The following is an 18,320-nucleotide window of genomic DNA, read 5'->3' as shown; positions in this document are numbered from 1 at the left end:
GAGTGGTAAATGGTAAATGGGGTTCGGTGTAAATTTTCATTTACCATTCACCACTTACCATTCATCATTTTTTTAGTTTTCTGGAAATTCATTATAAAAATACCCCGCGAACTTCCAGATTTCCTGGATTTCAGAGCCCAAAATCGGGTAAGGATCGTAAGTCTTGTTCGTGGAGTTCAGTATCAAGACTTTGCGTTCTGCGAGGTGGTTGATGACCTGTTTTAACACGACGCCGTCCTCACGGGTCACGACGATGCAGATCGTGCCATCCTTGATTTGGGTCCAGTCTTCGACGTATTCAGCGAAGACTAAAGAGCCCGGTTGTAGGGGCAACATCGATTCGCCTTTGATGGGGAAAACGCGGTATTTCTTGTCTTTAGGTAGGAAAGGCACTTGGAACGTAGGGAGGTCGCGGACGAAGTCGAGGTCGTCGTAGGAGGCGGTGTATCCTGCCAAAGCTTTGACCGGTACCATCTCGATATTCTCTTCATTGTTCGCGTCGACCGTCGTAGCTAAAATTCGTAGCTTAGGTTTGTTCGACAAGCCGGGGATTCTTTTGGACAAATCTTCTTTCAATAATTCATCCACTTCGACCTTGAAAAACTCCGCTAGGGAGATCAAATCCGCATATTTAGGCTCCGCTCTTCCGGACTCATACGAGCCCAAAGTCGGCTTCTTAATATTCAGTAATTCCGCCAGTTTTTCCTGCGAAGTTTTCTCCGACATCTTGCTGCGTAAAAAACGTAAATTCTGACTAAAAAAAGTGCTCATGCGATTTGTTTATTAAAGGAAAATGAATAAAATTCGTATCTAAAATTTCTTCGTATACTTTTCGAAGTTACGAAAGGTATTCAAAATACCCAAATATCTACCAATTTTATGCAGGAGCGCGCGATTGTGCACATGGATTTAGACAGTTTCTTTGTCTCGGTAGAGCGACTCCGAGATACACGACTCGTGGGCCAGCCGGTCATTGTGGGCGGCGGTTCGGATCGAGGCGTGGTGGCGGCGTGTAGTTATGAGACGCGGGCTTTTGGGGTGCGTTCTGCGATGCCCATGAAGATGGCGCTGAAATTGTGTCCAGATGCGATTGTGTTAAGGGGTGATTACGAGGCGTATGTGCAGCATTCGGAGATGGTGACTTCGTTGATTATGGAGCGGGCGCCTTTGGTGGAGAAAGCTTCGATTGATGAGTTTTATTTAGATATGACGGGGATGGAGCGCTTTTTTGGGTCCTATGCTTTTGCCCAGGATTTGCGGGATCGGATTAAAAAGCAGATTGGGTTGCAGATGTCGTTTGGTTTGTCGGTGAATAAGACGGTTTCCAAAGTCGCGACGAATCACGTCAAGCCCGCCGGGGAGTACCAGGTGCTAGCCGGTCAGGAGAAAGCCTTTTTAGCGCCGATGACGGTGAACAAGATCCCGATGATCGGTGCCGTCACGGCCCAAACCCTGCGCAATATGGGGATTGTTAACGTAGGAACGCTCAGCCAAATGCCGCAGCGGGTGTTAGAGCGAACCTTTGGGAAGTCGGGGACGATGCTTTGGGAAAGAGCTAATGGCATCGATCTGCGTCCTGTGGTGCCTTATTCTGAACAGAAGTCCCTGTCTAAGGAGATAACGTTTGAGCAGGATAGTACGGATGTGATTTTATTACGACGGATCCTGGGTTCGCTGACCGAGCAGCTGAGCTATGATTTGCGCAAGCTGGGGCAATGTACCTCCTGTATTACGGTGAAGGTGCGTTACTCGAATTTTGACACCCATACCCGTCAAATCAGTATCCCCGCTTCTGCTAGCGACCACCGCCTGATTCCGGCGGTCTACGAATTGTTCGAGAAGCTGTATGACCGCAGGCTGTTGATTCGGCTGATCGGGGTGCGTTTCTCCAAACTGTTACAAGGGCAGGAGCAATTGAATCTGTTTGACGACGGGGCGAAGCTCGTGCCGCTGTATCAGGCGATGGATTCCCTGAAGAACCGCTACGGCGAGTTTTCCATCTTGCGTGCGAGCGGATTGATGGGGAGTGCCGAACGGAGGAATCGACTGCCTGCTGCTGGTGCGCCACTCGCTACTTTACCTCCTGGTGCGTCACACGCAAAAAACGACGAATAGATGTATTTGAACTGCCATTCCTACTACAGCTTGCGCTATGGTACGCTTTCGCCTGAGCAATTAGTTCAGGAGGCGAAGGCGCGCGGCATTACGTCGTTGGCCTTAACGGATATCCACCGGAGTTCCGGCGTCTTTGATTTCGTGCAGGCGTGTCAGCAGGAGGGGATTAAGCCTGTGGTGGGGATGGAGTTCGAGGCGGGTTATGTGTGTTTAGCGCGGAATGAACACGGTTTTTTGCAGATTAATGATTTTGCGACGAAGTATTTAGTGTCCAAAGAGCCCTGGCCAGAGCGACCTCCTGTTTCAGACGATGTGTGGACGATTTATCCGCTAGCCATGCGGAAAAAGATTAAGACGCTGGCTGGTCCGCGGGAGCGCTGGGGCGTGCGGGCGAGTGACCGGAATTTGCTTTGGAAAGAAAAAGACCTGCGTGATTTTGTCTGGTGTCAGCCGTTTACCTTTCTGGATCAGCGTGGATTTTCGATGCACCGATTGCTGCGCGCGATCGATTTGAATACTTTATTGAGCAAACTTTCGTCCAAAGACCAGGCGCAGGCAGACGAACGTTTCTATACTCCTGCTGAAATAGCGGCTTCTTGTGCGGATTATCCGCAGCTATTAGCGGAGGCGGATAAAATCTTAGCGGATTGCTCTTTTAGTTTTGATTTTAAAAAGCCAAAGAATCGTTCGCTGTTTAGTTCTTCCAAAGAAGACGATTTAGCCCTCCTCACCAAGCTAGCTTACGAGGGTTTGCGGTATCGTTATCCGCGCGGCGATCGCGAGGCGAAGGCGCGGGTGGAGAAGGAATTGAAGATTATTCACGAGCTGGATTTTAATGCCTATTTCCTGATTACCTGGGATATCATTCGCTATGCGCGTTCTAGGGGCTATTTTCACGTGGGGCGTGGCTCTGGGGCGAATTCCATTGTGGCCTATTGTATCGGGATTACAGACGTGGATCCGGTCGAATTAGACCTCTATTTCGAGCGTTTCATCAACAAACACCGGACGAGTCCGCCGGATTTTGACATAGATTTCTCTTGGGATGAACGGGATGACATCATCGATTACATCTTTAAGCGCTATGGGGCGAAGCACGTGTGTCTTCTGGCCACCTATGTGACGTTTCGGGATAAGTCGATTTACCGGGAATTGGCGAAGGTTTTTGGTCTTCCCAAAGCCGAGATAGACGCCTGGCTCGATCCCGCCACCGCCATGCGGGAGGTGACATCTGAAATACAGGCGCTGATCGTCAAATACGGCCAACTCTTGCTCGATTTCCCTAATTACCTCAGCATTCACGCGGGCGGCATCCTGATTTCGGACGCGCCTTTATCCGCTTACACGGCCTTGGAGGGAATGCCCAAAGGTTTCCCCATCTGCCAGTTCGATATGTACGTGGCGGAGGAGATCGGCTTTGCGAAGTTTGATATTTTGTCCCAAAGAGGCCTCGGCCACATCAAAGAGTCCGTCGACATCATCCGCGCAAACCGGGGAGTCGATGTCGACGTCCACCGCGTTCAGGACTTTATGAAAGACGAAGGCGTGCGCAAACAGCTGATGCGCCACGAGACGATGGGTTGCTTCTACATCGAATCGCCCGCGATGCGTTCGCTCTTAAAGAAGCTACGTTGCCAAGATTACATCACCCTAGTCGCCGCCTCTTCCATCATTCGCCCCGGCGTCGCCTCATCTGGGATGATGAAGGCCTACATCGAGCGTTTCCACGCGCCGGATTCCTATGAACCCGTGCACCCGCTGATGGGGGAGCTGATGAAGGAAACCTATGGCGTGATGGTCTACCAGGAAGACGTGATCAAGGTGGCTCACTATTTTGCCGGACTGACCTTAGCGGAGGCCGATGTACTGCGCCGCGGGATGTCGGGTAAATACCGTTCTAGAGCTGAATTTGACCGCATCAGGCAGGCTTTTTTCGAGAATTGTGCCGCCAAAGGCTATCCAGAAGCCGTTTCACGCGAGGTGTGGAGGCAGATGGAAAGCTTTTCGGGCTATTCCTTTTCGAAAGCGCACTCGGCTTCTTTTGCCGTAGAAAGCTACCAAAGTCTCTATCTGAAGACCTATTACCCGCTCGAATTTATGGTGGCGGTGATTAATAATTTTGGAGGATTCTACCGAACCGAATTTTATGTGCACGAGGCTCGGCGCTGTGGAGCAGAGGTGGAGGCACCGGAGATCAATGAGAGCGAATACCTAACCCGGATCGAAGGCAAGCGCATTTATTTGGGCTGGGTACATATCAAAGGCCTGGAGAAGCGGGTCATCCAAGAAATACTCGAGGCGCGGAGGCAGTCTGGGCCTTTCCGTTCTTGGGAGGATTTTGTGCACCGCGTGTCCATCGGGCTAGAGCAATCGATTTTGTTGATTCGCATAGGTGCCTTTCGCAACCTAGGTCAGGCCAAAAAGCCCCTATTATGGGAGGCGCACGCGCGTTTTCAAGGCAAAGTCTCTACGGTGGTCTCGATGGAGATGTTCGAGGAGCTTTCCCCTGACATCGGGGTTTTGCCGCCGCTTATCCACGAACCCGAGGAGGATGCTTTCGACCAATGGGAAATTCTCGGTTTTCCTCTCTGTTCGCCCTTTTTGTTGCTTGAGGAATTACCAGAGACCTTATTGAATGCGGATTTGGTATTGCCTAAAGGCGATATCATCGGCTACCTCGTCACCTTAAAGTCCACCCGAACGAAACAGGGCGAACGAATGTATTTTGGCTACTTTGTGGACCTCCAAGGCGAGTTCTTTGATACGGTCCATTTCCCCTCCGACCTAAAGAACTATTCTTTCCGGGGCAGTGGAATTTATTGGATGCAGGGCGTGTCGATGGACGATTTTGGCCATAGAACCCTGCGCGTGCAACAATTGCGGAAGTTAGCGTGGCGGGTGGATCCGCGGTACGTCTAAAGCATAGAGCACAAAGCACAAAGAATAAAGTAGAGTAGAGATAAGAGAGTATAGAGAGGAGAGGATGGTAAATGGTAAGTGGTGAATGGTAAATGTTTCCTCCGGACTCATTTCCTCCGGACTACTGTCCACTGCCCACTGTCTACTGCCGCATGCGGCGCGTAAACCTTTTTCCCTTATCTTGCGTTATGCTATAAATCACAATCACATGAAAAAGATTCTAGGATTAGTATTCGTATTCATAAGCCTGCAGGCTTGTGGACAACAACCCAAACAAACGCCTACACAAACGATAGCAACTACAGCAACAAAGACGATGGAAAATTTGCCTAAGACAGAAGCCGAATGGAAGGCTAAATTGACGGAAGAAGAATATTATATTTTACGCCAAAAAGGCACCGAACATCCCTACACCGGCAAATTCTTAATGCACAACGAAAAAGGAATGTATACGTGCAGAGGCTGCGGAGCCCCCCTTTTTAGCTCTGATTCTAAATTCGATTCGCATTGCGGTTGGCCTAGTTTTGACAAAGAAGTGAAAGCAGGCGTCATTAAAGAAACCGTAGACAATACCTTAGGAATGCGCCGCACAGAAATTACCTGTGCAAAATGCGGAGGCCATTTAGGCCACGTTTTTGACGATGGTCCTACAGATACAGGTTTGCGCTATTGCGTGAATTCGGTGTCGATTGGGTTTGAAGCGGTGAAGAAATAGAGTATAGATGGTAAATGGTGAATGGTAAGTGGTGAATGTTTTCTCTCTACTCTCTACTCCGTACTCATTCCCTCCGGACTGCCGACTGACCACTGACCACTCTCCACTGACAACTGTTAACTATGTCCCTCATCATCCCCTATTTCCAGTCTATTTACCCTCTGAGCGTAGCTTCTCAAGAGGCATTGGCAGGTATTTGCCAGGAGATTAGTATTGTTAAAAACCAGGATTTACAATCCATCGGCCAAACCTGCAAGACCCTTTATTTTTTGAAAAAAGGAATGGCACGTATTTATTACGTCAAAGATGGAACGGATGTGACAGAGGGATTTTATGGCGAATTCAACTTGATTGCGCGGGCTGAAAGCCTTTTTGCGGGTAAGCCTAGTCAAAAAGGCATACAGGTTTTGGAGGATTCGGAGCTTTGGTCCATAGATACGTCCGCTTTAACTTCTCTGTATGAAGAGCACCGGGATATCGAGCGATTGTTCTCGAAATTGTTTGAAAAGGCCTATGTGGAGACTATACAACGGATAGAAAATTTGCAGTTTCATGCGGCAGAGAAACGCTATCACTTATTAGAGAAAGAGCAGCCTGAGGTATTAAAGAGGGCTCCATTGAAATTTATTGCCTCTTATCTGGGAATCACGCAGGTAAGTTTGAGTCGCATTCGCGCGAAGAAATCCTAATTTAACATTTGTTAAGTGCTTTTGGCGTTCATCTGAGCACCTTTGTGTCTAAATTTTACGCAAATGGAAGTTCGGTTCGGATTGAAAGAGAATTGGCAGCAGTTTAGTTTGTTGGTTTTAGTGAATGCCTTTGTGGGCGGGATGGTCGGCCTTGAACGTTCCATTTTGCCTCAATTAGCAGCTCAGGAATTTCATATTGCCTCTCATTCGGCCATATTTTCCTTTATTGTCGTTTTTGGTATTGTCAAAGCCTTAACAAATTACTTCGCTGGTCATTTTGCGAATACATTGGGCCGTAGACGTTTGTTGATTTACGGTTGGCTTTTTGCGATTCCCATTCCGTTCTTGTTGATGTGGGCGCCCACTTGGAATTGGATTGTGGCTGCTAATGTACTTTTGGGAATTAATCAGGGCCTCGCTTGGTCTAGTACCGTGACTATGAAAATCGATCTAGTGGGGGATAAGCAGCGGGGTTTAGCCATGGGAATTAATGAATTCGCGGGGTATTTATCCGTCGGTTTAGTGGCGCTTTTAACGGCCTGGATAGCGAATACGTATGGAATTAGGCCTTATCCCTTTTATGTAGGGATTGTATTTGTGTTTTTAGGCTTGTTGATTTCTTGGATTTGGGTGAAAGATACTCGGTCATTTGTCCAAAAAGCGGCCCAAGAAAGTTCGCTCCCTTTACTTAAAAAACCCTTTTGGGATACTTCTTTATTGCATCGTAATTTAGGAGCTATCTCTCAAGCAGGGCTTGTCAATAATCTGAATGATGGGATGATTTGGGGGCTATTTCCCCTGTTATTAGCTACTAAAGGATTTGATATAGGCCAAATAGGGATTATAACGGCCATCTATCCCCTTGTTTGGGGCCTAGCGCAGTTAGGAACAGGACGTTTATCCGATTTTATTTGCCAAAAAGATTTGTTGTTTATCGGCATGCTTCTTCAAGCCTTTGCCATATTAGGTCTTATTTGGGCTCAAACATTCGCCGCTTTTGCTATCCTATCCTTTGTGATAGGCATAGGAACAGCGGTTGTCTATCCGACTTTTTTAGCGTCCATCGCTGAAAATACACACCCAGCTGATCGGGCTGCTAGTTTAGGCACTTTTCGCTTGTGGCGTGATTTAGGCTATGCTTTTGGAGCTATATTAACTGGAATTTTAGCGGACTATTTCGTACTAGAAGTGAGTGTAATCGTCATTGGATTATTGACTTTGGGTTCCGCGGGGGTGATTAAGTGGAGGATGATTTGTTAATAGTGATTCTTTTTTAAAATTGTGCTGCGCAATAATTTTCAAAAAAGAATCACCATTAACAACTGAACAAGGAGGGGAAGATGGTAAGTGGTAAATCTTTCCTCCGGACTAATTCCCTCCAGACTCTAAACAGTCCACTGTCTACTGCCCACTGCCCACTGACTTATCTAATTCCTCTTTCCCTATCAATCCCACGCTAGACCACGTCTTAACGCCATTCTTGTACATTTCTAGGTAAGGAATAGCTTCGATTTTCTTGGATTTTGCTAGCTCTTGGTTTTCGTCTACATCGATTTCGATTAGTTCTACTTTACCGTTTTGAGCTTTAACCCATTCCTTTAAGATGGGGCTTAATTGCTTGCAAGGGCCGCACCAAGTGGCATTGTAATCGATGATGACCATCGGTTTGCCTTTGATTTTTTCGGCAAAAGTAGCTTCTGTTAAACCGGCAGAACCTGCTTGTTTCGCTTCGCCAGTAGCTACGGGAAGATTAGCTGATTGCCAAGCTAACATACCGCCTGTTAAATTGATGATAGATTTGAAGCCCATTTCTTTTAGCATTCCTGCGGCTGAAGCAGATCTTGCACCGGAAAGACAGTAGACGAAAACAGTTTTGTCTTTATCTAAGCCTGAGGCAATTTGTTGGAAAGCCGCTGAGCTCACATCTGCGTTCAGTGCACCCTCGATGTGACCGTTTTGGAATTCATCGATGGTTCTGACATCTAAAATCTGAGCTTTCGATTCAGCCGTTAAAGCTGTTTGGAATTCTGATACACCTAAATCTTGTTGACCTTCTTTTGGACCACATGAAAATAAAAGTCCAAGGACTAAAAATGAATATAAAACGTTTCTCATTTTGAATGTTGTTTAATGATACCTTCCAAAGTACTCGCAGGAATTACCCCTGATTGGCGCCAAACCGACTTGCCATCCTTAAATAGGATCATCGTAGGTACGGAACGGATTTGGAATTTATCTGCTAAGGTACGATTCTTGTCGACATCGATTTTAATGATTTTGGCAGAATTACCAATTTTAGCCTTTAATTGCTCTAAAATAGGTTTTAATTGCTTGCATGGGCCACACCATTCAGCTGAAAAATCAACTAAAACGGGTTCTGGCGATTTCAATAGGTCGGCGAATTTGCTCATAATTTGTTAGTTTTCAGTGGGTAGTGTGCAGTTGTCTGTAGGCAGTTCGGAGGGAATGAGTCTGAGGGAAACATTTACCATTCACCATTTACCATTCACCATTCCTTCTTTTTTTTATGCATTAAGTGAAGTCCACGGCCCTCCATTGTACACCTGCGTATAACCGGCAGCTTGCAACTGGCGGCGTGCCATTCCACTGCGGCTTCCCGAGCGGCAACAAGTAATTATAACCTGATCTTTCTTTAGTTTGTTCAAATTAGAACCTAAAGTTTGCAAAGGTAAATTGATGGCTCCTTTGATGTGTCCATCTTTGAATTCTGCTGGAGTACGGACATCAACTAATGTCGCACCATCCGCTAAAAGTGCCTTGAAGTCAACCTTTGGCCCAAATCCGAATAAATTTTTGAGTAATTCTAACATAATTTCTGTGTTTATATAGGCAAATATAGGTCGCTGAATTTTGCTTGAACGTGACATTTGTCCGCTCCTTATTTTTGTCCCACTAATTGTACAACCTCTGCTAAACCCTGGTGAAGTGGCCCTTCATTCAATGTGCGTTGCTTCTCTTCGTTTACAATAATCTTTAAGCCAGGGAATTCAGCAGCAATGGTTGCAGAGGAAAATAACCAGTCTATGTTTTTAGGTCCTCCAGAACTTAATCCTAGTTGGCGCTGATTGAATCCCTCTAAAATAAGTAAACCGCCAGGTTTAAGCCAGGAAACGCATTGCTTGTAAAAGTGTAATCGAGTCTCTAAGGGCAAATGGAAATAGGTTAAGGCAATGACGTCAAAAGATTCCATAGGGAATTTTACCAGCGCTGCATCTGCCACTTTATAGTGAATCCGTGTTTTTTCGGCTGAAGCTAATTTTTCCGCCTTTGCTTTACCTTGTTCACTTAGGTCAAAAGCGTGGACTTCCCATCCTTTTTTGGCAGCAAAAACGGCATCTCGTCCCTCTCCAGCACCTGGGAATAAAATGCGGCCCGAGGGTAGGGGTGAGATTTGCTCTTTCATAAAATCATTTGGATTTATTCCATATTGGTATTCGTCCGTTTGATAACGCTCGTTCCACATTGCTTTCATTTGTAAAATTTGTAGTTTAGTAAAAAATATAATCATGAAAAAAAACCTACTGTTAACCTTATTTGTTGCTTTCATTTCTTTCGCAGCTAACGCACAAACACACAAAGTGGTTGTGCAATTAAATACTTCAGATACCTTGGTTTGGCACGGAGCGTTGAAGAATATTTCTAACCTTCAAACCGCACTGGGGCCTACTACACAAATTGAATTAGTCGCTCATGGTTCTGGTATCGGTATTTTAATCGATGGCAAAACGACGCAAAAAGCCAAAATTGCAGAATTAGCAGCTACGGGTGTTTTGTTCAAAGCCTGTGAAAATACGATTCGCGAACGCAAAATCGATCGCTCTACTATTTTAACACAAGCGGGCACAGTTCCCTCTGGTGTAGCAGAAGTCGTCCTTAAGCAAGAGGCCGGCTGGGCCTATCTCAAATATTAAGTTGAAAGGCCGCTCTAACAGCGGCCTTTTTTTTACATCTTTCCGGGAAGTATTTGATTCCAATACAAATAGGGAAGTAGGTATTTCTTCATTTGGTACATAGACCAGCGCTCTTTCGATTGATCAAATGGGAATGTCTCTACCGGTTTATTATTATAATCAAATTCTGCTAATACCAATTTGTCATAACCAGTGATAATGGGACAAGAAGAATAACCATCATAGGAGGCAGTCATCGATTTGCCCTTCATAACAGCTAATAAATTGCTTACTAAAACGGGGGCCTGCTTTCGAATAGCTGCTCCAGTTCGTGATGCGGGAAGATTAGCTGCATCACCACACCCGAATATATTATTGAATTTAATATGTTGTAAGGTGTGTTTTTCCACATCTAACCAACCTGCAGTATTGGCAAGAGGACTAGTCTTAATGAAGTCTGGAGCAGATTGTGGTGGAGTGACGTGAATCATATCGTATTCAACCCAATATTCTTGATCTTTATTAGATTCACCTATTCCCACAAATTTTGCTTTTTTGTTTGGTCCATCGATTTCGTCTAACTTCACAAAGAATTGTGTATGTATACCGTATCGAGCAATGACCTTTTTTAAGGTGTTTTCGTATTTTTCTACGCCAAAAACACGTGTACCTCCACTCCAAAACTCCACCTGACTATCAATGCCGTGTTTTTTGAAATAATCAGCAGCTAAGTACATAATCTTTTGAGGAGCACCACCGCACTTAATGGGGGTGTGTGGATTGGTGAAAATTGCCTTGCCGCCTCTAGTCTTCTGAATACATTCCCAGGTGTAAGGGGCTGTTTCGAAACTATAATTAGAGCAAACTCCATTTTTACCTAGATTTTCTTTTAAGCCTTTTATCTCCCCCCAATTCAATTGGATCCCAGGAGCTGCCACTAAATAATCATAACCTAAATCGGTTCCATCAGCTAAGGTAACCTTGTTCTCTTCTGGTTTAAAACCCGAAACCATCTGTTGGATCCACGTGGTTCCGGCAGGGATGACCGATGCTTCATCGCGTTCTGTGTCTTGAATATTGAATTCTCCACCACCTACTAAGGTCCAAGCGGGTTGGTAATAATGTTTCTTTGCGCCATCGATGATGGCGATGTCTAAAGATGAATCTTTACGTAATAGTTGCGAGGCGATTGAAATACCGGCATTTCCCCCGCCAACGATGACAATATGGTGATGTGTTTTCATGGTTAACAGTCTAAGTTTATTCAAAAATAGCTCCTATTTTCTTGCCAAAAAGTGATAAAAGTCACATGTCTGTTTTCGTGAGTAATATCACGCTTTCTCCTTTTAGTGCACTCTACCTTTGAGAAAAATATAAATAATCTCATATGAAAAAGGTCCTATCGTTCGTTGCTGTTCTTGTCTTTTTAAGTAGTTGTGAAAAAGGAGGTCCTCTAGGGGATGATCAAGGCAATTTGTCTCAAAGTTTGTCCGCCATTCAAGCTACAGTCTCTAGTTTGCCTGTAGAACCATTAGACTCAGCTGAAAAGCAGCGTGTTTTGTTTATTCGAGAGGAGGAAAAGTTAGCCTACGATGTATATCAAGCGATGTTTGATAAATATGGGGTTAAGATTTTCCAAAACATCCCCAATAGCGAATTGAGCCATATGGAGGCGATGTTAACGATTATAACTAAATACCAATTAGTCGATCCTATGGATAAGAATCCACGCGGCGTTTTTGCTAATGCAGATCTTCAATCACTGTATAATGCGCTAGTAAGCCAAGGGAATGGGAGCGTATTAGCAGCCTATCAAGTGGGGGCAAAAATTGAGGAATTGGATATTTTTGATTTGAATAAATCCATCGCGGTAACTAATAATCAGGATGTCAAATTAGTGTATGATTTTTTAAACAAAGGTAGCCGCAACCACTTACGTTCCTTTTTCAAGAATCTGACAAATGCGGGAGGCACTTACACCCCTGTTTATATTACCAAAGCCGAATTTGACGCAATCGTGACAACGCCTACTGAAAAAATGTAATCTTTTATCGTAATAGTGACAAATGTCACATTGTTTATGCTGTTTTATCTAGTCTTTTGTACGTTAACAGCTTTAAATACAGTACCTCTATGTCTAATACTAGTTCAAATTCAACTCAGCCAGGCTTATTACAAGTATTCCTTTATGCCTTATTAATTGCCCTGTTTGGTTTATTGGGTTATTTAGGGTTCTCCCATGTTAGTTCAGCTAGTGATGCCACTGATTCTACTCAAGTTTATGTGGAGCCAGATTCTAACTTTACTCATCTTTGGACGGCACCATCGGATTGGCGAATGATGTATCTAAAGCCAGAGGAGAAAGAACTAGTGGAATACGGTAAAGAGTTAATTGCCCATACATCTGATTATTTAGGGCCAAAGGGTTCTGTTAAGGCTATTTCCAATGGGATGAATTGCCAAAACTGCCACTTAAATGCAGGTACGCAGCCTTGGGGAAATAATTATTTCGCGGTACAATCAACCTATCCTAAATTCAGAGCTCGTTCAGGGGCCATTGAAGATCAGGTGAAGCGCGTGAATGATTGTTTTGAACGTAGTTTAAATGGGCAGGCATTGCCGGCTGAAAGCAAGGAGATGCGTGCGATTTTGGCCTATATTAAATGGCTAGGCACGGATGTGAAGAAAGGTAAGTCTCCTAAGGGATCAGGGATTTTCAAATTAAAAGGTTTAAAACGCGCGATTGATCCCGCTAAAGGTGCGGAAGTTTACGCAGCTAAATGCCAGTCCTGTCATCAGGCAGATGGCGGTGGCGTGCTGGCTGAAAATGGGAAGTCATATACTTATCCACCACTTTGGGGCCCTCATAGTTATAATCATGGGGCAGGGCTTTACCGGATGTCCAATTTTGCTGGGTATGTTAAATACAACATGCCATTAGGAGCGAATTACGAGAAACCGCAGTTAACAGATGAGGAAGCATGGGATTTAGCGGCTTATGTCAATTCCATGCCTCGGCCTAGTAAAGATTTAAGCAAGGACTGGCCGGATGTCGCGGGTAAGCCTTTTGACCATCCTTTTGGCCCTTATGCTGATCCTTTTACAGAAGAACAACATAAATATGGCCCATATAAGCCGATTAAAGAATGGATTGCGAAACACAAGAAGTCTAAAAAATAAACCGAATGAACTCTAGAAGAAAATTTTTACAAGGCGGAATACTGACGAGTGTGGCAGCGTTAACGCCTGTAGGCTTACAAGCTAAAAATGCAGAGAATACTACTTCATCAACAAAATCAATCGCTGGATCTGGTCAAATTACGATTCTTCAAACCACGGATGTGCACTGTCAATTGCATGCACACGATGAATTGTTTTGGGAGAATAATGAGTTGACCTTTCGCAAGGCTGGAGGATATCCTCATATGGCCACCGCTTTACAGAAATTAAAGGAGAAAAATCCTCAGAATACCATTACGCTCGATACTGGAGACATGTTCCAAGGAAGTATGCTCTCCGTGAAAACAACGGGGCAGGCATTCGTTCCTTTATTAAATGCGATGGATTATGATCTATACCTACCGGGAAACTGGGAGGTAGTTTATTATAAAAAGAACATGCAGAAATTATTGGGAGGGTTATTAGCTCCCAAAATCTGTGCTAATATGTACCATGATTTAGGGGATGGAAAGAAAGGTGAACTCATCTTCCAGCCTTACCAAATCATGCATCGTATGGGGATTAAAATAGGTTTCTTAGGCTATACAGACCCTTTAGTTCCCTTGCGTCAATCTCCTTTGTATTCAAAGGGTATTGTCTATACGAAACCAGAAGATAATCTGAAGGAATACGTGACGCTATTGCGCGAGCAAGAGCAATGTGACTTTGTGATTATCTTATCTCACTTAGGTTTATCTCAGCAAATTGCTTTGGGCAATAATCCTGATTGCCAAGGAGTAGACTATATTTTTGGGGCAGATACACATGAAAGGGTTCGTAAACCGATACAAGCGGAATACACGAAGATTGTGGAGCCAGGAGCCTTTGGTTCGTTTATTGGCAAACTCGATATTCAAGTTAAGGATGGTAAAGTCCTAGGTTCTACCTATGAATTAGTGGAAGTCGATCCCATCAAATACCCAGCTGATCCAGCGATCAAAGCCTTAGTTCAAGACTTAGAGAAGCCGTACAAGGAAGAAATTAATAAAGTACTAGGATATAGCACGGTCCCTCTTTACCGCAACTTTGTGGTAGAGAATACCATCGACACAATGATTGTAGATGCCTTAAAATGGAAAGTAAATGCGGACGTTGTTCTATCTAATGGATTCCGTTTTTGTCCACCACGCGTCCCTGGAAAAGATGGAAAAGTAGCGATTACGGAGGGCTATTTATACGATATGTTACCAGTGGATAGTACTATCCGAACAGCGAAAGCTTCCGGACAACAGATTTTAGATTGGTTAGAAAAAGAGATGCAGAATGTGTTTGCCCAGGATGCTTCCAAACGTTTTGGTGGCTGGCTTATCCGCTTTAAAGGAATGCAAGTCGAATTCAAAGCCTTTGAGCGGGTAGGACAGCGCGTTCAAAAAGTGACCATTGCGGGCGCTGAATTAGATAAAAGCCGTATGTATACCTTGTGCGCTTGCGAGCGCGATGGCGATCCGGAAGATATGCTGTGCCGTATGAAAGGAGTAAAAGAGGCAACTAATACGGCCTATACTTTACACTCAATGATGAAGGAGTACTTAGCAAAATTCTCTCCAGTGACACCTATTTTACGTCACGACGCGAAGATTCTAGATGGTCCTCAAGATTTGTTGAGTCAAGTTACGGGTGTGGATTATACGTTTAGATAGGAGATTATAGATAGGAGAGTATAGAGTAGAGATGGGGTGTCGATTAGTTTCGACATCCTATTTTTGTGTTTATGGGACATAAAAAAAGCTAGCATTCAGTTTGTGCTGATGCTAGCTTTTGAGATGATCTAATTCTGTTTTAGTTAATAGACCTTAGTTACAAAGCCATTGGCAACAAATGTTTTGCCCTCACTTAATTGTAAGATGGAATATGTTTCAAAGGTTCCCTCCGTTAATTCGATCTTTTTCAACTTTTCAAATACCGTATTTTGGTTATTTTCATCAAGTACTAAAATTTCGATTTTATTGATCAAATCGGTATAATTCGTTATTTTTTTAGCTTGCATGTAGCGAGAAATCGATGAAAAACCAAAGTCTTTGATATATAATGGATGATCAAAAGTCAATTCAATTTGTCTTTTCTCTGTAGCGATTTTTAAAACACTGAGGTGAGTCTGCTTGGTTACTTTCTCTACTTGTGTTGAATTGATTTTCCCAGAATTAATATCCACCGAAAATATTTTGTCCCCTAATTTAATATCGGATATGTTTTTGGAATCATTCTCAGTATTAATAACCGTTGATTCCACAAAACAACAAAGTACTACGTCTATTTCTGATATAGCCACATCTGGCCATTTCGTTCCTTTGTACACATCAACAATTTCAAATTTGAAAGTGTACTCTTTTTCTGCATTGTAATTATTGTGACCAGGAAGTTCAAATCTTTGCCCCCCCATTTCATCCGTTAAGTCTAGGAAGCAGATAGGCGCGTTGTTTCTGTACACCTTAAAACGTTTTACTCTTGAATTTTCTAGCCAGTTTTTAGGGGATGATTGATATCCATTATAGATGCTGTTCACCCCAGCAGCTCTAATTTCAAAAGATTCACCTATTCCGTAATCTGCTTTTCCTTCCACCCAAGCGCTCATAGGATTGTAATCCGATAAGTTTTTTACTCCATAATTCTTATTCCCTTGTCCAGCAAGTGTTGAAGAGGCTTTGGTAGGTTTTACGCCTTGTGAACAGTCATTTGAAAAATAGCCAGGGCCGTCAGGATCTGCATTTTTCTTCTCTTGTGGCCAATTGACATTTTTGCCTGCTCCTCCCACGGCTCTAATGACAGGTAGTTGAGCGAAAGAGATGGTAGGGATGGTTAAAATTACTAGTGCAAATTTTGCTAGGGTCTTTTTCATTTGAATAAATTAATTAGTTATGGATTCATTTCTGTTTCAAAGGTTGCCGCTACATCAAATTTGAATGATTTGTTAATGCTAGAGACAATAGGATCTAATTCTTTTTTATACATTTCCGGGTAGCGTATTTCAATGACCCCTGATCTAGACCACACCCAGGATGGTTTACCAGAGTCTCGACCTTGCATACTATAAAATTCTTCATAAAAACCTTTGTAGTACGCGATGTCTCTCTTTTTGTTAAATCCGGAAAGAGCAAACCAATTTTCCTTATCAATTAGTAGGGTAGGTGATACCCTATTTTTAAAATGTTTAACTAAATCTGATTTGCGAAAAAAACCACTTTCGTCAAAGTTGTATGTAATATTTAGATGAAATTCGATGAATGCATTATATTTACTGCAATAGTATAAATCCGGCTTGATGCGTTTAAAAAGACCTTTTTTTACCGTGAATTCATATACTTTATACTTTCCGGAAAAGGTTTCTACTGGATTTTGATATTCCCGAACTGAATTGAAGGAATGAAGTTCTACAGGTGTATTTAAAAGCCAAACAATTAACAGCAGTGATTGAAGACGACGCATTCTAAAAGGATTTCATCTAATTTATCTATCTTCGATTTGATTACCATATTTAGGTAAATATATTTATTTAACGGTAATGTTTTAAAACAAAAAAGGATGCCGAACCCAATCGACATCCTCATTTTCCGTTCACCATTCACCATTTTAGTGAGGCAATTGATCTCTAAACTTGCCATACACCCAAGTTCCAGCTGTGGCACTAAGAATAACGACTAGAATGACGATGGCACCAGAACCCACTTGTGCGAATAGAGGGCCTGGGCAAGCTCCGGTTAAGGCCCATCCTAGACCAAAAGTCAAGCCACCTATGATTTGGCCTTTATTAAACTTCTTGTCCGTAAAAGTAATTTCCTCACCGTGTATGGTTTTAACCTTGAATTTCTTGATTAAAAATACAGAGATGGCTCCTACCACTACAGCCGTTCCGATCACTCCGTACATGTGGAAGCTTTGAAGGCGGAACATTTCTTGAATTCTGAACCAAGAGATGATTTCTGCTTTAATGAATACAATGCCAAAAATAACGCCAACTAGGCTATATTTTAGGTTATAGTACCAAGGGTGCTTTAATTCCGATTCATTCACACACATGGTGTCTAATGAACGCACCTCAAAATCAGCTGGATTTGTGTGTTGATTTGTCTTATTTTCCATGTGTATTATAAGTGTAAGATGAAGGGTAAAATGAAATTAGCCATAATAAAACCACCTATCATAAAGCAGATGGTAGCCACTAATGAAGGCCATTGTAAGTCAGATAGGCCCATAATCGCATGTCCAGATGTACATCCGCCTGCGTAACGCGCACCGAATCCAACAAGAAATCCTCCTCCTACCATCATGACTAATCCACGAACTGTGAATAAGGATTCGAATGAGAATAATTGCGATGGTACCATACCTGAAAAGTCAGTAATGCCATAACTCGCTAATTCCTTAGCTAAATCTGGGTGCACGATAACGGCATCTCCAGATCCTAAGTAAAGCGTTGAAATAATACCACCCACTAAGATTCCTCCGACAAAGAAGAAATTCCAGGTTTCTTTTTTCCAATCATACTTGAAGAAAGGGATATTGCTAGGTAAACAGACAGCACAGGCGTGACGTAAATTCGCAGATATACCAAAGTGTTTATTTCCTAAAATTAATAAGGCCGGAACGATAAGTCCGATAATAATTCCTGCCGTATACCAAGGCCAGGGTTGGGTAATTGTTTCCATTTTAAAAGGTATTTAATTGTTTTAATCTTTATTTTGTGGGCAGTGGGCAGTAGTCAGTCCGGAGGGAATTAGTCCGGAGGGAAAATTTATCATTCACCATTTACCACTT

Annotated in this window: 19 protein-coding genes; 9 read left to right on the top strand and 10 right to left on the bottom strand. The window is 43.4% G+C overall.

What is annotated here, in order from left to right; translation table 11 throughout:
- Positions 1-72 precede the first annotated feature (72 nt).
- Complete coding sequence (locus tag SKC37_RS05230; RefSeq protein ID WP_130896999.1) at positions 73-771, bottom strand: XRE family transcriptional regulator; 699 nt, start codon at positions 769-771, stop codon at positions 73-75.
- A 108-nt stretch (positions 772-879) separates the two neighbouring features.
- Between SKC37_RS05230 and dinB the strand changes: the two genes are divergently transcribed.
- The 5 genes from dinB to SKC37_RS05205 all read left to right on the top strand — a co-directional run bounded on the left by dinB (position 880) and on the right by SKC37_RS05205 (position 7,698).
- Positions 880-2,115: a DNA polymerase IV gene (dinB, locus tag SKC37_RS05225; RefSeq protein WP_377980447.1), complete on the top strand. Its 1,236-nt coding sequence runs from the start codon at positions 880-882 to the stop codon at positions 2,113-2,115.
- Positions 2,116-5,034 (top strand): DNA polymerase III subunit alpha, encoded by a 2,919-nt coding sequence (locus tag SKC37_RS05220; RefSeq protein ID WP_377980446.1) that lies wholly within the window; start codon positions 2,116-2,118, stop codon positions 5,032-5,034.
- Positions 5,035-5,242: 208 nt separating this feature from the next.
- Positions 5,243-5,749 carry a peptide-methionine (R)-S-oxide reductase MsrB gene (msrB, locus tag SKC37_RS05215; protein ID WP_377980445.1) on the top strand — a complete coding sequence of 169 codons (507 nt, stop codon included), beginning with the start codon at positions 5,243-5,245 and terminating at the stop codon, positions 5,747-5,749.
- Between the two features lie 122 nt (positions 5,750-5,871).
- A complete protein-coding gene (locus tag SKC37_RS05210; protein WP_377980444.1) occupies positions 5,872-6,438 on the top strand; it encodes a Crp/Fnr family transcriptional regulator in 567 nt (188 codons plus the stop codon).
- Positions 6,439-6,501: 63 nt separating this feature from the next.
- The gene (locus SKC37_RS05205) at positions 6,502-7,698 is read left to right on the top strand and encodes an MFS transporter (RefSeq protein WP_377980442.1); all 1,197 of its coding nucleotides are present in this window, start codon (positions 6,502-6,504) and stop codon (positions 7,696-7,698) included.
- A 141-nt stretch (positions 7,699-7,839) separates the two neighbouring features.
- Here SKC37_RS05205 and SKC37_RS05200 read toward each other — a convergent pair whose 3' ends face one another.
- The 4 genes from SKC37_RS05200 to SKC37_RS05185 form a co-directional block, all read right to left on the bottom strand.
- A complete protein-coding gene (locus SKC37_RS05200) occupies positions 7,840-8,553 on the bottom strand; it encodes a thioredoxin domain-containing protein (RefSeq protein ID WP_377980441.1) in 714 nt (237 codons plus the stop codon).
- Positions 8,550-8,849, bottom strand: coding sequence for a thioredoxin (trxA, locus tag SKC37_RS05195; protein WP_130897006.1), 300 nt, complete (start codon positions 8,847-8,849; stop codon positions 8,550-8,552). Before trxA ends, SKC37_RS05200 begins: the two co-directional genes overlap by 4 nt.
- Before the next feature lie 114 nt (positions 8,850-8,963).
- The gene (locus SKC37_RS05190) at positions 8,964-9,269 is read right to left on the bottom strand and encodes a rhodanese-like domain-containing protein (protein WP_377980440.1); all 306 of its coding nucleotides are present in this window, start codon (positions 9,267-9,269) and stop codon (positions 8,964-8,966) included.
- Between the two features lie 68 nt (positions 9,270-9,337).
- Positions 9,338-9,931 (bottom strand): class I SAM-dependent methyltransferase, encoded by a 594-nt coding sequence (locus SKC37_RS05185; protein ID WP_377980439.1) that lies wholly within the window; start codon positions 9,929-9,931, stop codon positions 9,338-9,340.
- A gap of 34 nt (positions 9,932-9,965) precedes the next feature.
- Between SKC37_RS05185 and SKC37_RS05180 the strand changes: the two genes are divergently transcribed.
- Positions 9,966-10,370, top strand: a complete 405-nt coding sequence (locus SKC37_RS05180) for a DsrE family protein (protein ID WP_377980438.1) — start codon at positions 9,966-9,968, stop codon at positions 10,368-10,370.
- 32 nt (positions 10,371-10,402) lie between these two features.
- Here SKC37_RS05180 and SKC37_RS05175 read toward each other — a convergent pair whose 3' ends face one another.
- Positions 10,403-11,593, bottom strand: a complete 1,191-nt coding sequence (locus SKC37_RS05175) for an NAD(P)/FAD-dependent oxidoreductase (RefSeq protein WP_377980437.1) — start codon at positions 11,591-11,593, stop codon at positions 10,403-10,405.
- 143 nt (positions 11,594-11,736) lie between these two features.
- Here SKC37_RS05175 and SKC37_RS05170 point away from each other — a divergent pair, with 143 nt between their 5' ends.
- From SKC37_RS05170 to SKC37_RS05160, 3 genes are all read left to right on the top strand, one after another.
- Positions 11,737-12,393, top strand: coding sequence for a DUF2202 domain-containing protein (locus SKC37_RS05170; RefSeq protein ID WP_377980436.1), 657 nt, complete (start codon positions 11,737-11,739; stop codon positions 12,391-12,393).
- A gap of 89 nt (positions 12,394-12,482) precedes the next feature.
- Positions 12,483-13,529, top strand: a complete 1,047-nt coding sequence (locus SKC37_RS05165) for a c-type cytochrome (protein ID WP_377980435.1) — start codon at positions 12,483-12,485, stop codon at positions 13,527-13,529.
- 5 nt (positions 13,530-13,534) lie between these two features.
- A complete protein-coding gene (locus SKC37_RS05160; protein WP_377980434.1) occupies positions 13,535-15,208 on the top strand; it encodes a bifunctional metallophosphatase/5'-nucleotidase in 1,674 nt (557 codons plus the stop codon).
- Positions 15,209-15,351: 143 nt separating this feature from the next.
- Here the strand turns inward: SKC37_RS05160 and SKC37_RS05155 are convergent, their stop codons facing one another.
- From SKC37_RS05155 to SKC37_RS05140, 4 genes are all read right to left on the bottom strand, one after another.
- Positions 15,352-16,404 (bottom strand): Hint domain-containing protein, encoded by a 1,053-nt coding sequence (locus SKC37_RS05155; RefSeq protein ID WP_377980433.1) that lies wholly within the window; start codon positions 16,402-16,404, stop codon positions 15,352-15,354.
- A gap of 17 nt (positions 16,405-16,421) precedes the next feature.
- Positions 16,422-16,991 (bottom strand): hypothetical protein, encoded by a 570-nt coding sequence (locus SKC37_RS05150; protein WP_377980432.1) that lies wholly within the window; start codon positions 16,989-16,991, stop codon positions 16,422-16,424.
- A gap of 144 nt (positions 16,992-17,135) precedes the next feature.
- Positions 17,136-17,582, bottom strand: a complete 447-nt coding sequence (locus SKC37_RS05145) for a DUF6691 family protein (protein WP_236633223.1) — start codon at positions 17,580-17,582, stop codon at positions 17,136-17,138.
- Between the two features lie 68 nt (positions 17,583-17,650).
- Complete coding sequence (locus SKC37_RS05140; protein WP_377980431.1) at positions 17,651-18,211, bottom strand: YeeE/YedE family protein; 561 nt, start codon at positions 18,209-18,211, stop codon at positions 17,651-17,653.
- Between the last annotated feature and the right edge of the window lie 109 nt (positions 18,212-18,320).

The sequence above is a fragment of the Aquirufa esocilacus genome, from assembly GCF_042715595.1.
In the GTDB taxonomy this organism is placed as follows: Bacteria; Bacteroidota; Bacteroidia; order Cytophagales; family Spirosomataceae; genus Aquirufa; species Aquirufa esocilacus.
The sequence above is the reverse complement of the archived record's forward strand: the minus strand, read 5'-3'. Positions and strand labels throughout refer to the sequence as shown.

What these genes read in the sequence shown, in the direction of transcription:
- SKC37_RS05145 (WP_236633223.1), bottom strand. Translation starts at nt 17,582, where the DNA reads ATGTGTGTGAATGAATCGGAATTAAAGCACCCTTGGTACTATAACCTA.
- dinB (WP_377980447.1), top strand. Translation starts at nt 880, where the DNA reads ATGCAGGAGCGCGCGATTGTGCACATGGATTTAGACAGTTTCTTTGTC.
- SKC37_RS05190 (WP_377980440.1), bottom strand. Translation starts at nt 9,269, where the DNA reads ATGTTAGAATTACTCAAAAATTTATTCGGATTTGGGCCAAAGGTTGAC.
- SKC37_RS05180 (WP_377980438.1), top strand. Translation starts at nt 9,966, where the DNA reads ATGAAAAAAAACCTACTGTTAACCTTATTTGTTGCTTTCATTTCTTTC.
- SKC37_RS05150 (WP_377980432.1), bottom strand. Translation starts at nt 16,991, where the DNA reads ATGCGTCGTCTTCAATCACTGCTGTTAATTGTTTGGCTTTTAAATACA.
- SKC37_RS05220 (WP_377980446.1), top strand. Translation starts at nt 2,116, where the DNA reads ATGTATTTGAACTGCCATTCCTACTACAGCTTGCGCTATGGTACGCTT.
- trxA (WP_130897006.1), bottom strand. Translation starts at nt 8,849, where the DNA reads ATGAGCAAATTCGCCGACCTATTGAAATCGCCAGAACCCGTTTTAGTT.
- SKC37_RS05200 (WP_377980441.1), bottom strand. Translation starts at nt 8,553, where the DNA reads ATGAGAAACGTTTTATATTCATTTTTAGTCCTTGGACTTTTATTTTCA.
- SKC37_RS05140 (WP_377980431.1), bottom strand. Translation starts at nt 18,211, where the DNA reads ATGGAAACAATTACCCAACCCTGGCCTTGGTATACGGCAGGAATTATT.
- SKC37_RS05165 (WP_377980435.1), top strand. Translation starts at nt 12,483, where the DNA reads ATGTCTAATACTAGTTCAAATTCAACTCAGCCAGGCTTATTACAAGTA.
- SKC37_RS05160 (WP_377980434.1), top strand. Translation starts at nt 13,535, where the DNA reads ATGAACTCTAGAAGAAAATTTTTACAAGGCGGAATACTGACGAGTGTG.
- SKC37_RS05210 (WP_377980444.1), top strand. Translation starts at nt 5,872, where the DNA reads ATGTCCCTCATCATCCCCTATTTCCAGTCTATTTACCCTCTGAGCGTA.
- SKC37_RS05185 (WP_377980439.1), bottom strand. Translation starts at nt 9,931, where the DNA reads ATGAAAGCAATGTGGAACGAGCGTTATCAAACGGACGAATACCAATAT.
- SKC37_RS05230 (WP_130896999.1), bottom strand. Translation starts at nt 771, where the DNA reads ATGAGCACTTTTTTTAGTCAGAATTTACGTTTTTTACGCAGCAAGATG.
- SKC37_RS05175 (WP_377980437.1), bottom strand. Translation starts at nt 11,593, where the DNA reads ATGAAAACACATCACCATATTGTCATCGTTGGCGGGGGAAATGCCGGT.
- SKC37_RS05170 (WP_377980436.1), top strand. Translation starts at nt 11,737, where the DNA reads ATGAAAAAGGTCCTATCGTTCGTTGCTGTTCTTGTCTTTTTAAGTAGT.
- SKC37_RS05205 (WP_377980442.1), top strand. Translation starts at nt 6,502, where the DNA reads ATGGAAGTTCGGTTCGGATTGAAAGAGAATTGGCAGCAGTTTAGTTTG.
- SKC37_RS05155 (WP_377980433.1), bottom strand. Translation starts at nt 16,404, where the DNA reads ATGAAAAAGACCCTAGCAAAATTTGCACTAGTAATTTTAACCATCCCT.
- msrB (WP_377980445.1), top strand. Translation starts at nt 5,243, where the DNA reads ATGAAAAAGATTCTAGGATTAGTATTCGTATTCATAAGCCTGCAGGCT.